The sequence below is a fragment of the Pseudorhodobacter sp. MZDSW-24AT genome (assembly GCF_002794355.1).
Taxonomy (GTDB): Bacteria; Pseudomonadota; Alphaproteobacteria; order Rhodobacterales; family Rhodobacteraceae; genus Pseudotabrizicola.
The window spans coordinates 589,237-610,085 of the sequence record NZ_PGOI01000008.1 but is presented as its reverse complement, the minus strand read 5'-3'; the positions used below and the strand labels follow the sequence as shown (position 1 = coordinate 610,085).

22 protein-coding genes are annotated in these 20,849 nt (G+C 67.8%); 9 read left to right on the top strand and 13 right to left on the bottom strand.

Going from position 1 to position 20,849, the window contains the following annotated elements:
* Positions 1-13: 13 nt before the first annotated feature.
* Together CUR21_RS12530 and CUR21_RS12525 are read right to left on the bottom strand one after the other, a co-directional pair.
* Positions 14-790, bottom strand: coding sequence for a hydroxypyruvate isomerase family protein (locus tag CUR21_RS12530; RefSeq protein ID WP_100197342.1), 777 nt, complete (start codon positions 788-790; stop codon positions 14-16).
* The gene (locus CUR21_RS12525; protein ID WP_100197341.1) at positions 791-1,378 is read right to left on the bottom strand and encodes a DUF1285 domain-containing protein; all 588 of its coding nucleotides are present in this window, start codon (positions 1,376-1,378) and stop codon (positions 791-793) included. It abuts the gene before it with no gap.
* A 161-nt stretch (positions 1,379-1,539) separates the two neighbouring features.
* Here CUR21_RS12525 and rsgA point away from each other — a divergent pair, with 161 nt between their 5' ends.
* The 6 genes from rsgA (at position 1,540) to CUR21_RS12495 (ending at position 8,572) form a co-directional block, all read left to right on the top strand.
* The gene (gene rsgA, locus CUR21_RS12520; RefSeq protein ID WP_100197340.1) at positions 1,540-2,574 is read left to right on the top strand and encodes a ribosome small subunit-dependent GTPase A; all 1,035 of its coding nucleotides are present in this window, start codon (positions 1,540-1,542) and stop codon (positions 2,572-2,574) included.
* A gap of 102 nt (positions 2,575-2,676) precedes the next feature.
* Positions 2,677-3,153 (top strand): formate dehydrogenase subunit gamma, encoded by a 477-nt coding sequence (locus CUR21_RS12515; RefSeq protein WP_100197339.1) that lies wholly within the window; start codon positions 2,677-2,679, stop codon positions 3,151-3,153.
* Positions 3,150-4,667: an NADH-ubiquinone oxidoreductase-F iron-sulfur binding region domain-containing protein gene (locus CUR21_RS12510; RefSeq protein ID WP_100197338.1), complete on the top strand. Its 1,518-nt coding sequence runs from the start codon at positions 3,150-3,152 to the stop codon at positions 4,665-4,667. Before CUR21_RS12515 ends, CUR21_RS12510 begins: the two co-directional genes overlap by 4 nt.
* Positions 4,664-7,543 (top strand): formate dehydrogenase subunit alpha, encoded by a 2,880-nt coding sequence (fdhF, locus tag CUR21_RS12505; protein ID WP_100197337.1) that lies wholly within the window; start codon positions 4,664-4,666, stop codon positions 7,541-7,543. Before CUR21_RS12510 ends, fdhF begins: the two co-directional genes overlap by 4 nt.
* A 2-nt stretch (positions 7,544-7,545) precedes the next feature.
* Positions 7,546-8,364: a formate dehydrogenase accessory sulfurtransferase FdhD gene (gene fdhD, locus CUR21_RS12500; RefSeq protein WP_100197336.1), complete on the top strand. Its 819-nt coding sequence runs from the start codon at positions 7,546-7,548 to the stop codon at positions 8,362-8,364.
* The gene (locus CUR21_RS12495) at positions 8,354-8,572 is read left to right on the top strand and encodes a formate dehydrogenase subunit delta (protein WP_100197335.1); all 219 of its coding nucleotides are present in this window, start codon (positions 8,354-8,356) and stop codon (positions 8,570-8,572) included. Before fdhD ends, CUR21_RS12495 begins: the two co-directional genes overlap by 11 nt.
* Before the next feature lie 3 nt (positions 8,573-8,575).
* Here the strand turns inward: CUR21_RS12495 and CUR21_RS12490 are convergent, their stop codons facing one another.
* The 6 genes from CUR21_RS12490 to CUR21_RS12465 all read right to left on the bottom strand — a co-directional run bounded on the left by CUR21_RS12490 (position 8,576) and on the right by CUR21_RS12465 (position 12,282).
* The gene (locus CUR21_RS12490) at positions 8,576-9,217 is read right to left on the bottom strand and encodes an NrsF family protein (protein ID WP_100197334.1); all 642 of its coding nucleotides are present in this window, start codon (positions 9,215-9,217) and stop codon (positions 8,576-8,578) included.
* Positions 9,214-9,780, bottom strand: coding sequence for a sigma-70 family RNA polymerase sigma factor (locus tag CUR21_RS12485; protein WP_157792009.1), 567 nt, complete (start codon positions 9,778-9,780; stop codon positions 9,214-9,216). The genes CUR21_RS12490 and CUR21_RS12485 overlap by 4 nt, the downstream gene beginning before the upstream one ends.
* Positions 9,781-9,842: 62 nt before the next feature.
* Positions 9,843-10,316: a DoxX family protein gene (locus CUR21_RS12480; RefSeq protein WP_232622777.1), complete on the bottom strand. Its 474-nt coding sequence runs from the start codon at positions 10,314-10,316 to the stop codon at positions 9,843-9,845.
* A gap of 2 nt (positions 10,317-10,318) precedes the next feature.
* Positions 10,319-11,068 carry a DUF2063 domain-containing protein gene (locus tag CUR21_RS12475; RefSeq protein ID WP_157792008.1) on the bottom strand — a complete coding sequence of 250 codons (750 nt, stop codon included), beginning with the start codon at positions 11,066-11,068 and terminating at the stop codon, positions 10,319-10,321.
* A complete protein-coding gene (locus CUR21_RS12470) occupies positions 11,052-11,912 on the bottom strand; it encodes a DUF692 domain-containing protein (RefSeq protein WP_100197331.1) in 861 nt (286 codons plus the stop codon). The genes CUR21_RS12475 and CUR21_RS12470 overlap by 17 nt, the downstream gene beginning before the upstream one ends.
* 61 nt (positions 11,913-11,973) lie before the next feature.
* Positions 11,974-12,282 (bottom strand): DUF2282 domain-containing protein, encoded by a 309-nt coding sequence (locus tag CUR21_RS12465; RefSeq protein ID WP_100197330.1) that lies wholly within the window; start codon positions 12,280-12,282, stop codon positions 11,974-11,976.
* A 230-nt stretch (positions 12,283-12,512) separates the two neighbouring features.
* On the opposite strand from CUR21_RS12465, the gene CUR21_RS12460 reads away from it, so the two are divergent.
* A complete protein-coding gene (locus CUR21_RS12460) occupies positions 12,513-13,877 on the top strand; it encodes a S8 family serine peptidase (RefSeq protein ID WP_100197329.1) in 1,365 nt (454 codons plus the stop codon).
* Positions 13,878-13,894: 17 nt separating this feature from the next.
* On the opposite strand, the gene CUR21_RS12455 is transcribed toward CUR21_RS12460, so the two are convergent.
* Both CUR21_RS12455 and CUR21_RS12450 read right to left on the bottom strand, forming a co-directional pair.
* Positions 13,895-14,614, bottom strand: coding sequence for an anti-sigma factor (locus tag CUR21_RS12455; protein WP_100197328.1), 720 nt, complete (start codon positions 14,612-14,614; stop codon positions 13,895-13,897).
* A 14-nt stretch (positions 14,615-14,628) separates the two neighbouring features.
* A complete protein-coding gene (locus tag CUR21_RS12450) occupies positions 14,629-15,147 on the bottom strand; it encodes an RNA polymerase sigma factor (RefSeq protein ID WP_232622776.1) in 519 nt (172 codons plus the stop codon).
* Positions 15,148-15,351: 204 nt separating this feature from the next.
* Between CUR21_RS12450 and CUR21_RS12445 the strand changes: the two genes are divergently transcribed.
* Both CUR21_RS12445 and CUR21_RS12440 read left to right on the top strand, forming a co-directional pair.
* A complete protein-coding gene (locus tag CUR21_RS12445; RefSeq protein WP_100197327.1) occupies positions 15,352-15,711 on the top strand; it encodes a hypothetical protein in 360 nt (119 codons plus the stop codon).
* A gap of 3 nt (positions 15,712-15,714) precedes the next feature.
* Positions 15,715-16,941, top strand: coding sequence for a PqqD family protein (locus CUR21_RS12440; RefSeq protein WP_100197326.1), 1,227 nt, complete (start codon positions 15,715-15,717; stop codon positions 16,939-16,941).
* On the opposite strand, the gene CUR21_RS12435 is transcribed toward CUR21_RS12440, so the two are convergent.
* The 3 genes from CUR21_RS12435 to CUR21_RS12425 are packed head-to-tail and all read right to left on the bottom strand — an operon-like array spanning position 16,922 to position 20,824.
* Positions 16,922-18,172, bottom strand: coding sequence for a S8/S53 family peptidase (locus CUR21_RS12435; protein ID WP_157792007.1), 1,251 nt, complete (start codon positions 18,170-18,172; stop codon positions 16,922-16,924). The genes CUR21_RS12440 and CUR21_RS12435 overlap by 20 nt on opposite strands.
* Positions 18,173-18,189: 17 nt before the next feature.
* Positions 18,190-19,155 carry a phosphatase PAP2 family protein gene (locus CUR21_RS12430; RefSeq protein ID WP_100197324.1) on the bottom strand — a complete coding sequence of 322 codons (966 nt, stop codon included), beginning with the start codon at positions 19,153-19,155 and terminating at the stop codon, positions 18,190-18,192.
* Between the two features lie 13 nt (positions 19,156-19,168).
* Positions 19,169-20,824 (bottom strand): hypothetical protein, encoded by a 1,656-nt coding sequence (locus CUR21_RS12425; RefSeq protein WP_157792006.1) that lies wholly within the window; start codon positions 20,822-20,824, stop codon positions 19,169-19,171.
* Positions 20,825-20,849 lie beyond the last annotated feature (25 nt).

Below are 20,849 nucleotides of genomic sequence, written 5' to 3'. Positions count from 1 at the left end.
CCGTCAAAAGCGCTCAGGCCCCGATCGGCCGATGCCGCGCTTTCAACGCCTGCAACCACATCAGCCCATGCACCGTGGCGCGCGCCGGTCGGTATTCGGCCGAGATCCAGACATCGCCCCCCACCGCATCCAGCTCCGCACAGAGCGCAGGCAGATCGAACCCGCCGCCGCCCGGCTCATTGCGCGACGGGAATCCCGCAATCTGCACATGGCTCACCCGCGCGCGATGCGCGGCCCAAACGGCATTGGCATTGCCGTGAATGCGCGCCGCGTGCCACACGTCAAACTGCATGCCGATCTGCGGCAGGTTCAGATCCTCAAGGATGCGGGCCGCCTGATCGAAATCGTTCAGGAAATACCCCGGCATGTCATCCGGGTTGATCGGCTCCACCGTCAACCGCAGTCCCGGCGCCTGCTGCGCCGCCCAAGCCAGATTCTCGCGATACACCTGCTCGGCCAGCGGCCCCTTGGCCACCCCCGCCATCACATGCACCCGCTCGGCCCCCAGCCTTGTGGCCAGACCCGCCGCCCGCAGGAACCCGCTGCGAAACCGCTCTTCCTCACCGGGCACCGCAGCAAAGCCCCGGTCCCCCGCCGCCCAATGGCCCGGCGGCGTGTTGATCAGTGCCAGCGGCAACCCGGCCAGCGCCTTTTCCCACTCTGCCTCAGCATGGTCATAGGGAAACAGGATCTCGGCCCCGTCGAACCCGGCCTGAGCCGCCAGCTCCGGCCGGTGCAGGCTGGGCACCTCGGTGAACAGCATCGTCAGATTTGCGGCGAAACGGGGCATTCAGGGCAGGTCGGCCGATGGGATCATGGGAAAAAACACACCCGCAGACCAGACGCCGAACCAGGGGGCGCCGTCAACCTCTTCCTGCACGCCCAGCGCGACAAGCCGATAGAAAGTCTTGCGGTCGATCCGCGCCTCCATCCCGCCCCGGATATGCACCAAGGGCAGCGACGCCGCGCCCGCCGCATCCTGCACCACCCGCAGCGCGTTCTCGGGACCCGCCACCACCTCATCCTCGGTCTTGGTGACAAAGCGCAAGACCTGATCCCGCCCGTCGCCGGTCGCGGTGAAATCCACCGCCAGAAACGGCGTGTCCTCCACCTGAATCCCCACCTTCTCCACCGGGGTCACCAGAAAATACCGCTCCCCCTCGCGTTTGAGGATCGACGAGAACATCCGCACCATCGCGGGCCGCCCGATCGGCGTGCCTTCGTGAAACCACGTGCCGTCGCGCGCGATCCGCATGTCCATCTCGCCGCAATAGGGCGGGTTCCACAGATGCACGGGCGGCGGCCCCTTCTTGGGCAGCGCCGCAAGCGAGGCGCCAAGGCCCTCGGCCGAAACTGGCGCGCGCGTATCTTTTGACATTCCTCGCCCCTTCTTGCGGCTGCCCCCTTGGGGGCGAAAGCCTTATGTAGGCATCGCAAACGCCTTTGACCACCGCTGCAAAGCCCAAGCCTTCGGCGGAATCTGCGCCGACCGCCATCCTGCCCCTTGCATCACGGCCAGCGCCCGCGCATGCAGAGAGGATGACACCCGATCCTGCCATGCCCCCCGTCACGCTCGCCGATCTGGGCTGGACCGCCTTTTATCAAGATCAGTGCGGCCCCGACGACAGCGCCCTTGTTCCCTTGCGCGTGGCCACCGTCCACCGCGCCCGGATGAGCGCGCAATCCCCCCAAGGCCCCGTCCGCCTGATGCTGCCGCCGCAGACCAACACCTCGGATTACGCGGTCGGCGATTGGGTGCTGGCCGAGCCCGACAGCCATCTTCTGGTCCGCAGGTTGGACCGCAAGACCCTGATCCAGCGCCGCACCGAAGGCGCCAAGGTGCCGCAACTGATCGCCGCCAATGTCGACACGCTGTTCATCGTCACCTCCTGCAATGACGATCTGAACCCCGCCCGGCTGGAGCGCTATCTTGCCCTTGCCAATGAAGTGGGAACCACTCCGGTGCTGGTGCTCACCAAGGCCGATCAGGTGCCCGATGTCGCGCCCTATGTGGCGCAGGTGGCGGGCTTGCAGCGCGATCTGCCCGTGGTTCCCCTCAACGCCAACACGCCCGAGGCCGCGCAGGCGCTTGCACCATGGTGCGGGCAGGGCGAAACCGTGGCGCTGGTCGGCTCCTCCGGGGTGGGCAAATCCTCACTCTTGAACACACTCGCCGCCAAGACGGGCGAGGAAGCGCAGGCCACCGGCAGCATCCGCGAATCCGATGCCAAGGGGCGGCACACCACCACCTCACGCTCCTTGCACCGCATCCTGGGTGGCGGCTGGGCGATTGACACGCCGGGCATCCGCACCTTGCATGTCTCGGATATTTCCGTGGGCCTTGATGTGCTGTTCGCCGAAATTGCCGAGCTTGCGCCGCACTGCCGCTTTCGCAACTGCACCCATGCGCATGAACCGGGCTGCGCCGTGCAGGCGGCGGTGGCCGCAGGCACGCTCGATGCCGCCCGGCTGGACCGCTGGCGCAAGCTGGACGATGAAAACCGGGTCAACACCCCCGTTGTCACCGGCGCGCGCGGCAACAAGGTGACCAAAGCCTATGGCAAGCATCGCTGACGCCGGTTTGATAGGCGTTTCCTATCATTCAACGGATTTGCGATATTGATTGGCGAGGCAAGCACGGGGTAGCCTGCGGCGGACGCAAGCCAAAGGCCAGCCATGCCCCAAACCCCGATCCCCCCCTCTGATGCCGAGATCACTGATCTGATCGCGCCGTTTTTGGCACTCGAAGGGCCGCTCTTGCCGATCCTGCACGCCATTCAGGCGCGCTTTGGCCATGTGCCCGCCGCGGCACAACCGCTGATCGCTTCGGCGCTGAACATCTCCAAGGCCGAGGTGCATGGCGTGGTGTCCTTCTACCACGATTTCCGCGAGGTGCCCGCCGGGCGGCATGTCATCAAAATCTGCCGGGCCGAGGCCTGTCAGGCCATGGGCGGCACCGCGATGGCCGAAGCCACGTTGGCCCGGCTGGGCATCGGCTGGCATGGCACCACCGCCAATGGCGCGGTCACCATTGAACCCGTCTATTGCCTTGGCCTTTGCGCCTGCGCCCCGGCGGTGCTGGTGGATGACCGGGTGCTGGGCCGCGTCGATGCCGCCCGGATGGACGCAGTGTTGGCCGAGGTGGGCGCATGAAGATCTATGTCCCGATGGACAGCTCCGCCAAGGCGCTGGGCGCGGATGCGGTGGCGGCGGCGGTCTTGGCCGAGGCCGCCCGCCTTGGACTGAGCGTCGATCTGATCCGCACCGGCTCGCGCGGTATGGTCTGGCTCGAACCGCTGGTCGAGGTCGACACCGGCGCGGGCCGTCTGGCCTATGGCCCGCTCACCCCGGCAGATGTGCCGGCGCTGCTGACGGGCCGTCTCGCGACCCTTGGCCCGGTCGAGGACATCCCCTTCTTTGCCCGCCAGACCCGGCTTACCTTTGCCCGCTGCGGCGTGATCGACCCGCTGTCCTTGGCCGATTACACCGCGCATGGCGGGCTTGCGGGCCTGCGCCGCGCGCTGGCCATGACCCCGGCGCAGATCGTGCAAGAGGTCACCGACAGCGGCCTGCGCGGGCGCGGCGGCGCGGGCTTTCCCACCGGCGTCAAGTGGAACACCGTGCTGGGGGCCAAGGCCGCGCAGAAATACATCGTCTGCAACGCCGACGAAGGCGACAGCGGCACCTTTGCCGACCGCATGATCATGGAAGGCGACCCCTTCACCGTGATCGAAGGCATGGTGATCGCGGGCCTTGGCGTCGGGGCGACGCGCGGCTTTGTCTTCCTGCGGTCGGAATATCCCGACGCCATCAAGGTGATGACCGCCGCCATTGATCTTGCCCGCGGGGCAGGGGTGCTTGGCCCCGATGTGCTGGGTTCGGGCCACGCCTTTGATCTGGAGCTGCGCATCGGTGCCGGGGCCTATGTCTGCGGCGAGGAAACCTCGCTTCTGAATGCGCTCGAAGGCAAGCGCGGCGTGGTCCGCGCCAAGCCGCCACTACCCGCGCTCGAAGGCTTCATGGGCCGCCCCACCGTGGTGAACAACGTGATCTCGCTGGCAACCGTGCCGGTGATCTTCGAGAAAGGCGCCGCCCATTACGCCGCCTTCGGCCTTGGCCGCTCCCGCGGCACCGTCACCTTGCAGATCGCGGGCAATGTCGCGCGCGGTGGCCTGTTTGAAACCGCCTTCGGCATGACCCTTGGCGAACTCGTCACCGAAATCGCGGGCGGCACCGCCACCGGCCGCCCGGTCAAGGCGGTGCAGGTCGGCGGCCCCTTGGGCGCCTATATGCCGGTGTCGAAGTTTGACACGCCGCTGGGCTATGAGGATTTCGACGCCGCAGGCGGGCTCATCGGCCATGCGGGCCTCGTGGTCTTTGACGACACCACCGACATGCTGGGCATGGCGCGCTTTGCCATGGAATTCTGCGCCGTGGAATCCTGTGGCAAATGCACGCCCTGCCGCGTCGGCGCCGTGCGCGGCATGGAAACCATCGACCGCATCGCGCGCGGCGACGCCACCGCCCTGCCCATCCTCACCGACCTGTGCGAGACGATGAAACTCGGCTCGCTCTGCGCCTTGGGGGGCTTCACGCCTTTCCCGGTGATGTCGGCGCTGACGCATTTCCCCGATGACTTCGCGACCCAGAAAGAGGCAGCGGAATGAAGGATTTCATCCTCCCCACCGACCGTGACATGGGCACCCCCGCCAAACAGGGCAAACCCGTCACCCTGACGATCGACGGGTTCGAAGTCACCGTGCCCGAAGGCACCTCGGTGATGCGCGCCGCCGCCGAAGCGGGGATTCAGGTGCCCAAACTCTGCGCCACCGACAGTGTCGAGGCCTTCGGCTCCTGCCGCCTCTGCGTGGTGGAAATCGAAGGCCGGCGCGGCACCCCGGCCTCCTGCACCACCCCCGTCACCCCCGGCATGGTGGTCCACACCCAATCCAGCACCGTGCGCAAGATCCGTCGCGGCGTGATGGAGCTTTACATCTCCGACCACCCGCTCGACTGCCTCACCTGCGCCGCCAATGGCGATTGCGAATTGCAGGATATGGCGGGCGCGGTCGGCCTGCGCGATGTGCGCTATGAGCCACAGAAAACCCATTTCCGCCCCCGCAACACCAGCGGCGAGGCCAACCCCCAATTCATCCCGAAAGACACCTCCAACCCCTATTTCACCTATGACCCGGCCAAATGCATCGTCTGCTCGCGCTGCGTGCGCGCCTGCGAAGAGGTGCAAGGCACCTTCGCGCTCACGATTCAAGGCCGCGGCTTTGACAGCCGGGTGTCCTTTGGCGCGAAAACCGATACCGCGCTCGAGTCCGATTGCGTCAGTTGCGGCGCCTGCGTGCAGGCCTGTCCCACCGCCACCTTGCAGGAAAAATCGGTGATCGAACTCGGCACGCCGCAGAAATCCGTCATCACCACCTGCGCCTATTGCGGGGTGGGCTGCTCGTTCAAGGCAGAGTTGAACGGCGATCAACTGGTCCGCATGGTGCCTTACAAACACGGCAAGGCCAACCGGGGCCATTCCTGCGTCAAGGGCCGCTTTGCCTATGGCTACGCCACCCACCGCGACCGCATCCTGAAGCCGATGATCCGCGACCGCATCGACGCGCCTTGGCAAGAGGTCAGCTGGGAAAAGGCCTTGCGCTTTGCCGCCGATCGGATGCGCGGCTTGCAGGAAAAATACGGCCGCCGCTCCATTGGCGTGATCACCTCCAGCCGCTGCACCAATGAAGAAACCTATCTGGTGCAGAAACTCGCGCGCGGGGTGTTTCGCAACAACAACACCGACACCTGCGCCCGCGTCTGCCATTCGCCCACCGGCTATGGCTTGGGCCAGACCTTTGGCACCAGCGCAGGCACGCAAGACTTCGACTCGGTCGAACAGACCGATGTGGTCATCGTCATCGGGGCCAACCCCACCGATGGCCACCCGGTCTTTGCCAGCCGCCTGAAAAAGCGCCTGCGCGCTGGGGCCAAGCTCATCGTGATCGACCCGCGCCGCATTGATCTGGTGAAATCGGCGCATATTCAGGCGGCCCACCACCTGCCCTTGCGCCCCGGCACCAATGTCGCCGTCATCTCGGCCTTTGCCCATGTGATCGTGACCGAAGGGCTGATGAACGAGGCCTTCATCCGCGACCGCTGCGACTGGGATGAGTTTCAGGACTATGCCGCCTTCATCTCGGACCCGCGCCACGCGCCCGAGGCGACCGAGCTGCTGACAGGCGTGCCCGCCGCCGATCTGCGCGCCGCCGCCCGGCTGTTCGCCACCGGGGGCAACGGGGCCATCTACTACGGCCTTGGCGTCACCGAACATTCCCAAGGCTCCACCACCGTCATCGGCATTGCCAACCTTGCCATGCTCACCGGCAATGTCGGCCGCCCCGGCGTGGGGGTGAACCCCTTGCGCGGCCAGAACAACGTCCAAGGCTCCTGCGACATGGGGTCATTTCCGCATGAACTCCCCGGCTATCGCCATGTCAAAGGCGCCGAGGCCCGCGCCGTGTTCGAATCCGCCTGGGGTGTGACCATCGACCCCGAACCCGGCCTGCGCATCCCCAACATGCTGGACGCGGCGGTGGAAGGCACGTTCAAAGGCCTGTACTGCCAAGGCGAAGACATCCTGCAATCCGACCCCGACACCAAACATGTCGCGGCGGGGCTGGCGGCCATGGAGTGTGTCATCGTGCATGACCTCTTCCTGAACGAGACCGCGAATTACGCGCATGTCTTCCTGCCCGGTTCCACCTTCCTCGAAAAAGACGGCACCTTCACCAATGCCGAACGCCGCATCAACCGCGTGCGGCGCGTGATGGCCCCGCGCAACGGCTATGCCGATTGGGAGGTGACACAGATGCTGGCGCGCGCCATGGGGGCGGATTGGCACTATACCCACCCGTCGCAGATCATGGATGAAATCGCGCTGACCACGCCCAGCTTTGCCGGGGTGAACTACGCGGTGCTGGAAGAGAAAGGCTCCGTCCAGTGGCCCTGCAACGAGGCCAACCCCGATGGCACGCCCCTGATGCATGTCGACGGGTTCGTGCGCGGCAAGGGGCGGTTCATCGTCACCGAATATGTCGCCACCGAAGAACGCACCGGCCCACGCTTCCCGCTTCTGCTCACCACCGGGCGCATCCTGTCGCAATACAACGTCGGCGCGCAAACCCGGCGCACCGCCAATGTGGTCTGGCATGATCAGGACGTGCTGGAAATCCACCCGCATGATGCCGAATTGCGCGGCGTGACCGATGGCGATTTCGTCCGCCTGGCCTCCCGCTCGGGCGAAACCACGCTGCGCGCCAAGATCACCGACCGCGTCTCGCCCGGCGTGGTCTACACCACCTTCCACCACCCCGACACACAGGCCAATGTGATCACCACCGATTTTTCCGACTGGGCCACCAATTGCCCGGAATACAAGGTGACGGCGGTGCAGGTCTCGCCGTCAAACGGCCCGTCCGACTGGCAGGAAGACTACGCCGCCCAAGCCGCGCAATCGCGCCGCATCCTCCCGGCGGCGGAATAGTCATGCGCGCCGCCCTCACAGGTCTGCGCGGGGTGTCGGTGCAGGGCGACAGCACGCGCGACGTGCTGCGCAGCCTGCCCGAGGAAACCCCGGTCGCCTTGGTGTTCAACGGCACCACAGCGGCGGTGATGATGGCCTCGCCCCTGGATCTGGAGGATTTCGCCTATGGCTTCGCGCTGACCGAAGGCTTCATCGACCACCCGGCTCAAGTCCGCTCGCTTGACATCATCGCCCACCCTTCGGGCACCGAGGCGCGCTTCTGGATCGACGAGGCGCAGGCCCGCGCGATAGACGCCCGCCGCCGCAGCATGTTGGGGCCGGTGGGCTGTGGCCTCTGCGGCATCGACAGTCTGGATCAGGCGATCCGCCCGCTGCCGGTGCTGCCCCCCGGCGGCCCGGTGTTCGCCCGCGCCGAGGTCGCCGCCGCGACCGATCTCTTGCGCGCGCACCAACCCTTGCACGATCAGACCCACGCCGTCCACGCCGCAGGCTTCCTGCTGCCGGGGCAGGGGATCGTCCTCGCGCGCGAAGATGTCGGGCGTCACAATGCGCTGGACAAACTGATCGGCGCGATGGCCCGCGCAGGGAGGGATGCCGGGGCAGGGGCCTTTGTCCTGACCTCGCGCGTCTCGGTCGATATGGTGCAGAAAACCGTGCTGGCGGGCTGCCCCACGCTCATCGCCGTCTCCGCCCCCACCGCCCATGCCCAGCGCCTTGCCGCCGAGGCCAACCTTACCCTTGTGGCCTTTGCGCGCGGCGGCGGCTTTGATGTCTATGCCCATCCGCACCGCATCCAGACCGGAGCCCCCCATGCAGCCTGAAAAGATGGTCAGGATGGCCAATCAGATCGCCACCTTTTTCCAGTCGCAGCCCCTTCCCGACCGCGCCGAAAAGGTGGCGGCCCATATCAATGATTTCTGGGAACCAAGAATGCGCGCGCAACTGCTTGACCACGCCGCCGCCGGCGGGGCAGGGCTGTCGCCGCTGGCCCAAGCCGCCTGCGCCCATATCCGCGCCCCGGTGGGCTGATCGCTACCAGCGCAGGAAGCGCCCGCCCCACATCGCCCCCATCGCGGTGACAAGGCAGATCGCCAGACTGTACCATGTCATGAAGAACAAAGGCGAATCCTCGGTGCAATGCAGCGCATAGCCCGCTGTCACCCCGCCCCCCACCGCCAGCCCCAGCAGGGCGCCGGTCAGCGCGGGCCGCGTCGGTGCGGCGCGGCGCAGGAACACCAAGCCCGTCGCCAGTGGCAAGGCCGACAGCGCGGTGATCGACAAAAGACATACCAGCGCCGTGCTGCCCACCCACTCGGCCAGCACCGTGGCCTCTGGCCCGATCCCCAGCCGCAACAGCACCAACGCCATCCCCAGCGCCAAAGGCAGTGCCAAGGGCCACAGCGCGAACCGCTGCCCCGGCCGCGCCGAGGCAAAGGCCAGCGCCCCGGCCAAGCCGCCCAGCCCCAAGGGCAACACTGTCTTGGCCTGCACCGCCAGTTGCGTCATCGCTCCGGCCAGATCGGCGCGCACCCCTGTCAGCGCCAGAAACAGCGCCAGCGGAAGGGCTCCCGCCCCCAGCGTGGCCCCCAGCGTTGCGACAGGCGACCACGGCGCAGGCACGGGCTGTCCTGCCAACGCGCGGATCAGATCTTCGGTGGACCGCTTCGGGGTCATTTCATCATCCTTCCAGCGGCTTCCGACAGCCGCTTCATCGCCCGGTGCAGCGCCACGCGCGCCGCCCCGGCCGTCAGTCCCAGCGCCGCGCCCGCCTCTTCGGCCGTCTTACCCTCGAGCGCCACCGCCCGCACCAAGCCCGCCGAGCGGCTGTCAATCTGCGCCAGCATCACATCGGTGTCGCGCAGCGCCAGCGGACTGGCCGCCTGCTCTTCGGGCAACAGATCGGCGAAATCCTCGATCGGCAGGTTCACCACCGCGCCGCGCCGCCGGAAGGCATCCACCACCTTGTAGCGCGCAATGGCATAGAGCCATGGCCGCACGGGCTCGCCCCGCCGCCACGTCTGCCGCTTCAGATGGATCGCCAGCAGCACCTCTTGCAGAATGTCCTCTTGCTGATCGGCGGGCAGATCGCACCCCCGCCGCCGGATCACCGCGCGCATTGTCGGGCTGACCACCATCAGGAACCGCGCAAAGGCCGCGCCATCCCCGTCATTGGCGCGGGCCAGCAGACTTTCCCAAGAGTCATCCCTGTGCAGTGCCGCCTCCTGCCTCGCTGGCATCAGCCTAGCGGAGACGACCGCCCCCGCATAGTCACAGCCTGGTGAAATCGCGAGCACCCCCGTCATCGCGTCCCCCCCGCCATCGGGGCCGCGCGCGGGCGGGCACCCCGCCGCCCGTCCAACCCCAGCACCCGGTCCAGCGACCACGCGCCCGGACCGCGCGCCACCACCGCCAAAAGCGGCGCGGCCCACAGGCCATGGGTGATCCACGCGCCGGGATAGACGAAAATCTGAATCACCGCCGTCATCGCCAGCAAGGCCAGCGCCGAAAGCCGCGTGCACAGCCCAAGGATCAGCAGCACCGGCAGCACATGCTCGGCCAGCGTTGCCGCCACCGCCGCCAGATCCGACGGGATCAGCGGCAGCGCATATTCATGCTCGAACAGGAACCACGTGGAGTCCTTGATCGCCAGCCCCTCTACCTTGGTCCGCCCCGATTGCCAGAACACCAACGCCGGAAACACCCGCAGCCCCAGCGCCACCGCCGCATCGGGGATGCGGTCAAACCGCGCCATCACTTGGGAAAATCCGGTCATCCTCATGCTTCTGCCCCCGTAACAGCGCCCGACTGCATCAGCCGCGACAACAGCGGCGTCGGCGCGTGCCCGATCTCCGCTGTTGCGGCCATCGCCGCCGCTTCGGCCAGCGGCGCGCCTGTCAGCATCGCCTCGATCAGCGCCGCATCCCCGGCGCCTAGTGACCACACAGGCACGTCATAGCCCGCATCGCGCAGGATCAGCGCCACCTCGGGCCCCGTTGCAAGCGGGCCGTCCGCGCCATCGGGTTGGTTGCGCGCCCAGATCGACACCGCCGGATGCGCCAGCCGCAGCATCCGCAGCGACGGGTGCAGCCGCAGCCGCACCCGCGCCGGGTCTGCCGCCGCCAAGGCCCTCGGGTCCACCGGGGCCGCATCTGCCGCGTGAAAGGCCTGCCCGCGCGCATATTCGATCCGCGCCACATCGGGCAGGTAAGGCAACTCCGCAACCGGCGGAAATCCTGCCAAAAACCCAGCAAACCCTTCGCCCCATTCCGCCAACACGGGCGAGCACGGGGGCTCTGCCTCGGCATAGACCCGCGCAAGGGCGGCAAAAAACGCCTCTCCCACCAGACGCCGGATCACCGGAAAGCGCGTCGCCAAGGCTTCGCCCAGACTAACCGCCACATTGTTGCGATAGATGGCAAAGCGCCGCCCCAGCTCATCCTCGTGCCGCGCCATCAGACCCGGCGGCACCGCGCCGCCCCGCAGGCCCGCGTGAAACGCCGCCATCATGTCAGCATGCCCGGGCAAGACCCATCCCCCCTTGCGCCAGAATGGCCCCCGCCCGCGCGGCTTCTGCTGCCAGCACCGGCCAGTCGGGCAGGTCATTGTCCCATTCCACCAGCGTCGGCAGCGGCCCCGCCTGCGCGATCACCTCGGCATAAAGCGCCCAGACCGGATCGGCCACCGCAGCGCCATGACTGTCAATCAACAGCGGCCCCGAGGGCAGGTCTTCCGCCGCATGCCCGCCCAGATGGATCTCCCCCACCAGATCCAGCGGCAGGGCGTTCAGCCAGCCGCGCGGGTCCCAGCCGTGATTGGTGCAACTGACAAAGACATTGTTCACATCCAGCAGCAGCCCGCATCCCGTGCGCCGCGCCACTTCTGCCAGAAACGCAGGTTCAGGGATCACCGATTGCGCGAATTGCACATAGGTCGCGGGATTTTCCAGCAAAAGCCTGCGCCCCAGCCCCTCTTGCACCTGATCGACATGATCGCAGACCAGCGCCAGCGTCTCTTCGGTATAGGGCAGCGGCAGCAGGTCGTTCAGATACGCGGTCCCCATCGTCTCGGTGCCGTGGCTCGACCACGCCAGATGTTCCGAGAAACTGGCCGGGGCATAGCGGTCGCACAGGCGCCGCACGCGGTTCAGATGTGCGGCATCAATCCCGCGCGCCCCCCCGATCGACAGGCCAACCCCATGGACCGACAGCGGAAACTCGCCCGCGATTGCCGCAAGCTGCGCATGGGGCAGGCCCCCCGCGCCCAGATAATTCTCGGCATGCACTTCAAAGAACGCGACCCCCGCAGGGTCTTGGCGAATGGCGGCGAAATGCGCGGGCTTGAACCCCACGCCGGGCAAGGCGGGCAACATGGCAGCTCCTTTGCACAAAAGGCAGGCGCGCGGCGGGGCCTCCGTCCGCGCGCCGCACGGATCAGGCGTTTGGCAAATCGCGTTCCAGCGCCTGCAAGGAACCCGCCCGCGCCATGCCATCCGCCGCCGCCGGAAGCTCCATCGTCACGCAGGTGCCCGCCGGAACCAGCGCCCAGGCATTGCCCTGATAATCCACGGTCGAGGTGCCCGCGCAGGTGGTGCCCGGCCCGGCCGCGCAGTCATTCTTGCCCGCAAGGGAAACGCCGAAGCACTTTTCCATATCCTGCGCCATCACCGGCGTCACCGCCATCGCGCCCAGCGCGCAGGCCAACGAAGCACCAAAAACCAGTCGGGACGTCATCGCACTCATCTCAATCTCCCTGTCAAATCCGAAAGGCCTCGCGCCTTTCCCTTCGCATTTCGCGCCCGGGGCAGGGGGCATTACAGCCCTCGCGCTTTCGTGATGCGCGACTGTCGCCAAGGCCATTCCATGGCCTGTCGTCGCAAGGCACACAAAAGGCAAAGGCGCCCTTGGAATAACGTCTGCGCCGCGCACGTTGTCTCGGTGGTTGCCCTCTCTTCACGAACGGACTGTTGCCCATGCCCAGACATCCCCTTTCGCACCGTTTGGGCCTTTGGATCATGGCCTTTCTCTGTGTGGCCCCTCTGGTGGTCAGCGAAACCCTCCCCGCGGGCTGGTCTGCGGCTTGGGCGGACGATGATGACGACGACGATGACGATGACGACGATGATGATGATGACGACGACGATGGGCGGGACGATGATGATGACGACGACGCCACGCCCCCGTCGCGCCGCAGTCCGGGGGCCTCTGCCGCCCCGCGTCAGCCAGCCCTCCCGCGCCCCGACTTTGCCCCCGAACTCGTGGTCAGCGATCTGTCGCAAGCAGATCTCGCGCTTCTGGCAGCCGAAGGCTTCGTGCTGCTCGAGCGCAAGACCATCACCACCCTTGCCCTCACGCTCGATCGGCTTGCCGCTCCGCCGGGCCTCTCGCTTGCGGCGGCGCGCGCCCGCGTGCGTCTCTTGGCCAGCGGCGCGGATGCCGATTTCAATCACTTCTACCGCAGCAGCCAAGCCGAGCCCGCGGCGCGGGCCACCGCCTGCACCCATGCGAATTGTGCGGCTTGGGCGGCCATCGGCTGGCCTGCCGACCGCATCGGCACCCCAAGCTGCCCGCTCACCACCCGCATCGGCCTCATCGATACCGGCATCAACCCGGATCACGACATCCTCGCAGGGGCGTCGGTCCAGCTCCTCCCGCGCGCGGGCGACCCGCTGCCATCGGGCGCGGTGCATGGCACCGCCATTGCCTCGCTTCTGGTGGGCGCGCCCGGCTCACGGGTGCCGGGCCTCCTGCCGGGGGCCGAGCTGCTTGCGGTCGATGTCTTCTCGCGCAGCGCCGGGGATGAGCGCGCCGATGTGGCCGCCTTGGTCGAAGGGCTGGATCTTCTGGCGGCTCAAGAGGTGCGCCTGTTCAACCTCTCGCTGGCCGGACCGCCCAACAGCGTGCTGTCGCGCATGCTCGACCGCTTGACCGCGCCCGAGGGTTTGGATGCGGTGATCGTGGCCGCCGCCGGAAACGCGGGCCCCACGGCCGCGCCCGCTTGGCCCGCCGCCCATCCGCAGGTGATCGCTGTCACCGCCACCGATCCGCGCGGCCGCGTCTATCCCGGCGCGCAGCGGGGCGATCATCTGGCGCTGGCGGCTCCGGGGGTGAACCTCCTTGCCGCCACCTCCGTGCGCGGTGCGCGCGGCAAGACCGGCACATCCTTTGCCGTGCCGTTCGTCACCGCCGCCGCCGCCGTGCAGATGTCACGCCCCGCCGCGCAAACGGGGGCCCAGATCCGCACCAGCCTCGCCGCCGCCGCCCGTGATCTGGGCGCCGCCGGGCGCGATCCGATCTTTGGTCATGGGCTCTTGTCCGCCGCCGCGCTCTGCCCCTGATCGGGGCAGGCGCGCCCTTAGGGTTGCCAGCCGCGCGCCATCGCCTCGGCCTCGGCCGCCGCATCCAGCGCCAGCCCCGCGCCCAAACGGTCCAGCCACGGGGTCAGCGCCAGCGTGTCACCCCCCTCTGCCGCAACATAGCCCGCCTCCGCGCGCCCTTCCGGCACAGGTTCCGACAACGCCACTTCCACCCGCCAACCCTCGGGCTGACGGCAGGCCAGCGCCAGATCCACGCGCCCGGCCCCGCGGTCAATCACCTCGACCTCGCGGCACAGCCCTTGCGGCGTGGGCAGCGTGGCCAGAATGGTCAGCTCTGCGCCGCTTTCCAGCACAGCCACCTCACCCGAAGGCAGCCCTTGCAGGTGGCCATCAAGCCTTGATCCGGCAGGGACATCCCCCACCGTCAGCCGCAGCGGCTCGGTCTGCGGCCACAAAAACGCCGCCAGCGCCACCGAGGCCGCCAGCGCAAGCCCCCCCATCCGCAGCGGCAGCCGCCGCGCATAGGGCACCACCTTGGCACCCTCGGGCGCGCGCTCTTCAATCGCCGCACGAATCCGCGCAGGCACCGGCTCTGACATTGGCGCCGCAAAGGCCTGCGCCAGCGCCGCATTCGCCGCCATCAGATCATCGACATAGGCCTGATCCTGCGGATGATCCACCAGATGCATCACCACAGCCGCCGCCTCTTCCGGGGTCAGCGCGCCATCGGCAAAGGCCGCGAGCCTTTCCTTGTCCATCCGTGTCTCCTGCATCACTGACGTCTCCCCGCGCCCAAACCCAGTTTCGGCAGCAGCGCCTCACGCGCCCGCGACAGGCGGCTCATCACCGTGCCAATCGGCACCTGCAACGTCTCGGCCACCTCGCGGTAACTCAGCCCTTCGATGGCGACAAGCGCCAGAACCTCGCGCTGACCTTCGGGCAACTCGCCCATCGCCTTGCGCGTCTGCGCCAGCATCATGCGGTCCTGCGGCAGACGGGCGGCCTTGCCGTCATCCGAAAGCAGCGCCTCGTCCGGGTCCACCGCCGCCCCGTGGCGCGCCGACTTCCGCCGGTCATCCAGCCACAGGTTCTGGATGATCCGATACATCCAGCTGTCCATCCGCGTGCCCGGCACGAATTGCGCCGCATTGCGCAGGGCCTTTTCACAGGCGGCCTGCACCAGATCATCCGCATCCTGCCGGTTGCCTGCCAAAGACAGGGCAAAGCGGCGCAAGCGGGGCACCAGCGCCACCAGATCCGCCTGAAACATCGCCTTGGTCTGGTCCGCCATCCGCCCACCTCTTGTTCGGTTCCGCGCCTGACAACGCGCCCGTCGCGCGTTTATTCCATGCCTTCTGCACCTGCGCCATCCGGGCGGGCTCCGGCCCGCGCCGTGCGGAAAAAATGCCATGCCTCGGGAATAAAACCCGCTGCCGCACGGTTCTTGTGATGTGCCGCAACGCTCGGCCATCGCTCAAACCGAAAGGTAAAGACCATGACGAAAGCAACAAAAGCAAACCTCTTGTCGCGCCGCCAGATGTTGACCCGCATCGGCCTTGCCGCAGGCACCGCCTATGTCGCGCCCACCTTGGCAGGTTTCCACGCCGCCCGCGCCTCGGGCACCAGCGGGCCGTCCGGGGCCAGCGCGCCGTCGCGCAGCAGTGCGCCGTCGCGCAACAGCGCGCCCTCCCGCGCAAGCGCCCCTTCTCGCAACAGCGGCCCGTCTCGCAACAGTGGCCCGTCGCGCAACAGCCGCCCGTCGCGCGGGCAGGGCGCGTCCAGCAGCCAGCGCCGCGAGGTTCAGGCCTCCGCCGCCGAATTGCCGCGCTGGATGCAGCGCATGCTCGGCATGTGATCCATGCCAAGCCTCCGCGCCAGACCGCGCCGACAGCCGCAACGGCCCGCCAGAGCGCCGATCCTGTCCGTGCATCTGGCCGGGGCGGGCGGGGCCATCGTCCTGCCCGCCCGTCAAGACCTGATCCAAGGCCTCACCGATTGCCTTTTCGGCTGGCCCGCAACCCTTTCGCCCACGCTGCCGCCGCCAGAACAAACACTCGCCGTGGTCGCGGCAGAGCAGGGCGGCACCTTCCGCCTTGGCGCGCGCGCCTTGGACAGGCCCCTCAGCGGGCTCAGCACCACCGCCGCCGTCTGCGCCCTGATCGCCGATCTGGCGCTGGGCTTTTGCGAATCCTTGCCCGGCGGCATGGGCCTGCATTGCGGGGCGGTGCGGCTGGGGCAGGGGCCGCTTCTTCTGCTGGCCGGTCCCCGGCGCGCAGGCAAAAGCACCCTGATCGCCCGCCTCGCACGCGAAGAAACCGCCCAGATCTTCTGCGATGACGTGCTGCCAATCACCGCGCAAGGCGACGCGCTCGCCTTGGGCCTCGCGCCGCGCATCCGGCTTCCTGCGGCTCCGGCGCTGGGCCACGTGACGCCGCTTCTGGCGGATGATCGCTATGCCTATCTGCGCCCCCGCAACCCCGCGCCCCATGGCACCCGCGCCCGTCCGAAGGTGCTGGTCGCGCTCGACCGTCGCCCCGGCAGCGGCGCGCCCCGTCTGCACCATCTGCCCCCCGACGCGGCCATCCGTCTGATCCTGCAACAAACCCTCACGCTGGCCGACACGCCCGCCGCCGCCCTCGCGCAGGCCGAGGCCTTGCTGCACGGCATGACCTGCGTCACCCTGCGCTATGATGCGCTCGAGCCCGCAACCGCCCTGCTTGGCGCGGCATTCGGCGGCACCACAGCCCTGCCGCCCGATCTTCTGCCGCCATTGCCAAGCGCCGCCTTGGCCAGCGGCGCAAACCTTCCCCCGGATCTGCCCTTGCAGCGCCACCCCGAAGTGCATCTGCGCCACTTTGGCCAAAGCCTCTTTCTCTGGCACCCCGACACGCCCATGCTCTGGCACCTGAACCCGCTGGCCCAAGCGATCTGGGCGCTGCTCGAAACCGATCACACGACAAACAGCCTCGTCGGGCTGTTGTGCGAAGCCTTCCCCCACATCCCCCCCGACCAGATCGCCACTGATGTCGCCGCATTCCTTGGCACGGCGCATGACAGCGGGCTTCTCACCTCGCCCTGCCGCTAAGCCGCGCCGCGCTCAGCGCCTTGGCCTGTGCCAGATCGAACAGCGCACCGGGCATCATCGCATTGTCTTCGGGGCCGGGCCGCGCCGCCTTGGCCTGCGGGCTTTGCAGCGCCAGCGACAGCAAGCCCGCTGCGATGGCGGTGGCGGCGGATGTCCCCGAAAACGCGGCGTAAAGCGAGCCGATCTCCAGATGAGGACCGTCCGGCGGCGGCGTATAGCGATAGGGCGAGGGGTTATAGCCGCGCGGCCCGCGCGGATCGAGTGACAGGATCCGCTCCGCCGGAAAGGCGGTCGTGTTGCCGGGCAGCTTCAGGCTGGCGTCCCGCTCTGCCCAAGGGTCCAGCAGCGCCTGCACCCGATCATAGCGCGGCCCTTGCGTGCTCAGCGTGCGGATCACCTGCGCCTGTCCTTTGGGGTCATAGGCATAGGTCAGCAACGCCCCGTGGGCGTCACAGGCCGTCACGGCGATCAGCCCGTCCACCCGCCCCGCCAGACAGGCCGGATAGGCCATCAATCCCGGCCCGGAATTGCCTGCGGCGCACAGCACCGTGGCCTTGCGCGCCACACGCTGCAACGCCGCTTCTACCTCCGACCATTTCGGCGCGTTGGGGTCGAAACTGTGCTCATCTGCCAAAGCGCGCGGGGTGTCATCCCACGCGGCGGCCACCACCACGATATCGGCATCCAGTGTCTCAACATACCGCAGGGCCGCCAGCACCATCTCGGTATCGGGCGCCGCCGTCAGCGCAACCGGGACGATCTCGCAGAACGGATTGATCCCCGCATAGGGCAGATCAACCTCGCGCCGACGTTTCTCGGGCGGCAGCGCGGTGTCATCCGCCCGCTGCGGCAGTTGCAAGACAACGCGGCTCGGGCGCGCACCGATCAGCCCGGCCACCGCCGTGCCATGCGCGCCATAGATCACCGCTTCCGCCGTGCCCTCTGCACCGGTCATCGGCGCCCCCGCGTTGACCGAGGAGAAATCGCGCATCAGATCGGTGTTGATGGCGCCGATCAGGTTGGGATGGCCCCAGTCCACCGGGGTGTCCATCACCACCACGCGCACCCGCCGCTCCGGGTCGACCGCGCCCCATGCGCCGTGGCTCACATCGGCGAAGTCCTGCACCACGCCCAAGGCCTGCAAATGCCACAGCGCGTGAAACTCTGGATAAAATCCCACGCCCTCTTCCGGCGCCGCGGACAATCCCTCTGTCGGGGTCTGTGTGTTCATCCTGTGATCTCCCGCGTTCAATACCATTCCGCATGCACAAGGCGCATCTGATCTGCCAGCACCCGCTCCATCACCGGCATGCACAAGCGCGCCAGTGTCTGCCCGGCAAGCGTGTCAGAGCGCAGATGCAACCCGGCCCATTCCCGGTTCACCGCCACCTCCCATGCGGCCCGGTAGAGCGCCGGAAGGCCCGGGTGCTCGGGCACCGCGCGCGCGAAGACCTCGGCCACAAGAAAGGATTGCAGCGCATGGTTGGACGGATAGGAAGAGTGGGTGGGCACCGGCAGATAAGGCTTGAGGTTCGGGTCCAGTTCGCTGGGGCGTGCGGCCTTGAACCGCGCCTTGTAATGCTGCCCGACAAAGCCCCCCAGCCAGATCACGGTCTGGAACAGAACGGCCGTCTGCGATGCGGCGGCGGCTTCGCTTCCCCCCAAGGGCAGCATGAAGGCCGTCAGGTCATTGCCCGCCTCGGCCTCGATCCGGGCACGGCGCAGGGCTTGACCCGCGCCCTGCAAATCGGCCTCAAGGGCGTGCAAGGCGTCCACCTCGGCCAGCCGCTCTTCCATCGGCGGCGGTGGCTCCAAGGGAAGCGTATCCCAGCCGAAACGCTCTTTCAGATCGCACAGCGCGCTCAACGCCCGCCACGGCGTGTCGATTTCGGGCCAAGCCCAGCCTGCCGCCCCAAAGCCCCCTTTGTGCAGGCCCTTATGCAGCCCCTTATGCAAACCCTTGTGCAACCCTTTGTGCAGCCCTTTGTGCAATCCCTTGTGCAGCGCACCGCCGCCCGCCGACACGCGGCTTGCCGCCACGCGCCCCGCCAAAAGGCCGCGCAGGGTCGCGCCAAGGCGGGCATCATCGGCATCGGGCGCATCGACCATCTGCTTGAGCGTCCGGATCAGGTCATCCGACTCCACCCGGATCTTGTCGCCACCCACGATCAGCGCCGAGCGGCCGAGTATCTTGCGGTATTCCTCCAACCCCATTCCCACCTCCTGTTCAGATGATCTCGCTCTGCTGCAATCCCGCCACCAAGCTTTGCCCCAAAGGTGCGGGCGCGCGGCGCAAAAGCCCTTGGGTCCAGCCCGCAAGGTCGTGCTCTGGCCGCAAGGTCTGAATCCGCGCCACCATGCGCCGTGCATCGGCATGCTTGCCCGAAGCCGCCAGCCCGGCCATCGCATAGCGCAGCGCGCCCAGATACTTCGGCTTGCGAAACAGCGCCTGATTGGCATGGTAGATCGCGGCCTGATACTCGCCCCGCGCCATGCAGATCATCGCGCCCGTCACCTCATAGGTATAGCGCCACGGGCTAAAGCTCCCGGCGCGCAGGCATTGCGCCAGCGCCGCCGCCGCGCCGTCCAGATCGCCCCGGATCAGGCGCAGCACCGCCAGATGGTCCAGATTGAGCGCAAGGCCGGGTGCGCGCTGATAGGCGGCCTCCACCAAAGCCGCCGCCGCCTCCTGCTCGTCGGTCAGCATGTGCAGCGCATAGCCGGCAAGGCTCTGGCACAAGGGCAGCATCGGGTCGGATGTGCGCATGCGCGACAACCGCTCACACAGCGCGCTGGCCTCGATCGCGCTCGCGGCGCCGATCCCCTCATGCTGTTTGAACACCTGCAGGAACACCCGCAGATATTCCAGCACCTCGGGCCCGCCTTCGGCCTGCATCCGCACAAGCTGTGCCTCGGTTTGCAGGATCAGGGCGCTGTCCAGACTGAACATGGCCGCCAGCGCCGTCACCGGGAACAGGTCGGGCGCGCCCTCGGCATCCGCCTCCGCGCTCAGCCGGTCGGTGATCGTTTCGGCCAGACCCTGCGCCACGGCGGCGCCGTCGTCTTCCTCCAGCGGGATCAGATCCGACAGCCAGAGCAATCGCTGCGTCCCGGCCTCGATCAGGCGCAGCCGCATCAACGCCCGCGCCCCGCGCCGCAGCACCGCCGCCTGCACCCAATGGCTCACGCCGCGCCCCGTCTCGATCGGTAGCGGCACCGGGCCGCTCTCTCCCCCCCGCAGATCATGGATGTCCAGCAAGGTGGTGAGCGTCAGCGCATGGATGATCTCATCCATCACGCCATCGGCCAGATGCCCCCCGGCCCAAGTGCCCCCCGCCGCCCAAATCTTCCCGGCCCAAGTCTCCCCAGCCGCACAGGCCAGAATGCCCAAGGCCAGATGCCGCCGCACCGGGCGCAACACGGCAGGCCGCACCAAAGCCTTGGGCGTTCTGGCCAGCCCCTTTTCCAAAACCGCCGTCTGCGCCGCCTCTGTGTCTTCTTCCAGCCGCCTGTCGCGCAGCCAGTCCTCAAAGCCGGAACATCCTTCCAGCGTCAGATCCATGCCTTCCAGAAACCGAGGCCCCCCCGGTGCCGCCGCGTCCAGCCGGAACCGCGCGGGCACAAGCTGCACCGTCTGCCGGTCGCTCAGCAGGCACCCCGCGCCCAAAGGCTCCAGATCCGCGCGCAACTGATACAAGGCCGTGCGCAGATTGGCCGAGGCCCGCGCGGTGTCCGCTTCTCCCCAAAACATCTGCTGCAAGCTGCGCCGCGCCCGGATCATCCCCGGCGCACACAAAAGCACCGCCAGAATGGCTTGACGCATCGTGCTGTTGGGCGTCAGGTCCCGGCCTGCCGGACAGAACAGCCGAAAGGGGCCATGCAAGATGGCCGTGGCCTGCCCCTCTGTT

Coding starts and splice junctions, on each gene's coding strand:
- CUR21_RS12480 (WP_232622777.1), bottom strand. CDS start 10,316: ATGACCGGATTTTCCCAAGTGATGGCGCGGTTTGACCGCATCCCCGAT.
- CUR21_RS12470 (WP_100197331.1), bottom strand. CDS start 11,912: ATGTTGCCCGCCTTGCCCGGCGTGGGGTTCAAGCCCGCGCATTTCGCC.
- CUR21_RS12450 (WP_232622776.1), bottom strand. CDS start 15,147: ATGGCGGACCAGACCAAGGCGATGTTTCAGGCGGATCTGGTGGCGCTG.
- CUR21_RS12485 (WP_157792009.1), bottom strand. CDS start 9,780: ATGCCAGCGAGGCAGGAGGCGGCACTGCACAGGGATGACTCTTGGGAA.
- fdhF (WP_100197337.1), top strand. CDS start 4,664: ATGAAGGATTTCATCCTCCCCACCGACCGTGACATGGGCACCCCCGCC.
- CUR21_RS12430 (WP_100197324.1), bottom strand. CDS start 19,155: ATGGGGTTGGAGGAATACCGCAAGATACTCGGCCGCTCGGCGCTGATC.
- CUR21_RS12490 (WP_100197334.1), bottom strand. CDS start 9,217: ATGACCCCGAAGCGGTCCACCGAAGATCTGATCCGCGCGTTGGCAGGA.
- CUR21_RS12455 (WP_100197328.1), bottom strand. CDS start 14,614: ATGGACAAGGAAAGGCTCGCGGCCTTTGCCGATGGCGCGCTGACCCCG.
- CUR21_RS12510 (WP_100197338.1), top strand. CDS start 3,150: ATGAAGATCTATGTCCCGATGGACAGCTCCGCCAAGGCGCTGGGCGCG.
- fdhD (WP_100197336.1), top strand. CDS start 7,546: ATGCGCGCCGCCCTCACAGGTCTGCGCGGGGTGTCGGTGCAGGGCGAC.
- CUR21_RS12515 (WP_100197339.1), top strand. CDS start 2,677: ATGCCCCAAACCCCGATCCCCCCCTCTGATGCCGAGATCACTGATCTG.
- CUR21_RS12435 (WP_157792007.1), bottom strand. CDS start 18,172: ATGAACACACAGACCCCGACAGAGGGATTGTCCGCGGCGCCGGAAGAG.
- CUR21_RS12440 (WP_100197326.1), top strand. CDS start 15,715: ATGCCAAGCCTCCGCGCCAGACCGCGCCGACAGCCGCAACGGCCCGCC.
- CUR21_RS12460 (WP_100197329.1), top strand. CDS start 12,513: ATGCCCAGACATCCCCTTTCGCACCGTTTGGGCCTTTGGATCATGGCC.
- CUR21_RS12445 (WP_100197327.1), top strand. CDS start 15,352: ATGACGAAAGCAACAAAAGCAAACCTCTTGTCGCGCCGCCAGATGTTG.
- CUR21_RS12465 (WP_100197330.1), bottom strand. CDS start 12,282: ATGAGTGCGATGACGTCCCGACTGGTTTTTGGTGCTTCGTTGGCCTGC.
- CUR21_RS12530 (WP_100197342.1), bottom strand. CDS start 790: ATGCCCCGTTTCGCCGCAAATCTGACGATGCTGTTCACCGAGGTGCCC.
- CUR21_RS12495 (WP_100197335.1), top strand. CDS start 8,354: ATGCAGCCTGAAAAGATGGTCAGGATGGCCAATCAGATCGCCACCTTT.
- CUR21_RS12525 (WP_100197341.1), bottom strand. CDS start 1,378: ATGTCAAAAGATACGCGCGCGCCAGTTTCGGCCGAGGGCCTTGGCGCC.
- rsgA (WP_100197340.1), top strand. CDS start 1,540: ATGACACCCGATCCTGCCATGCCCCCCGTCACGCTCGCCGATCTGGGC.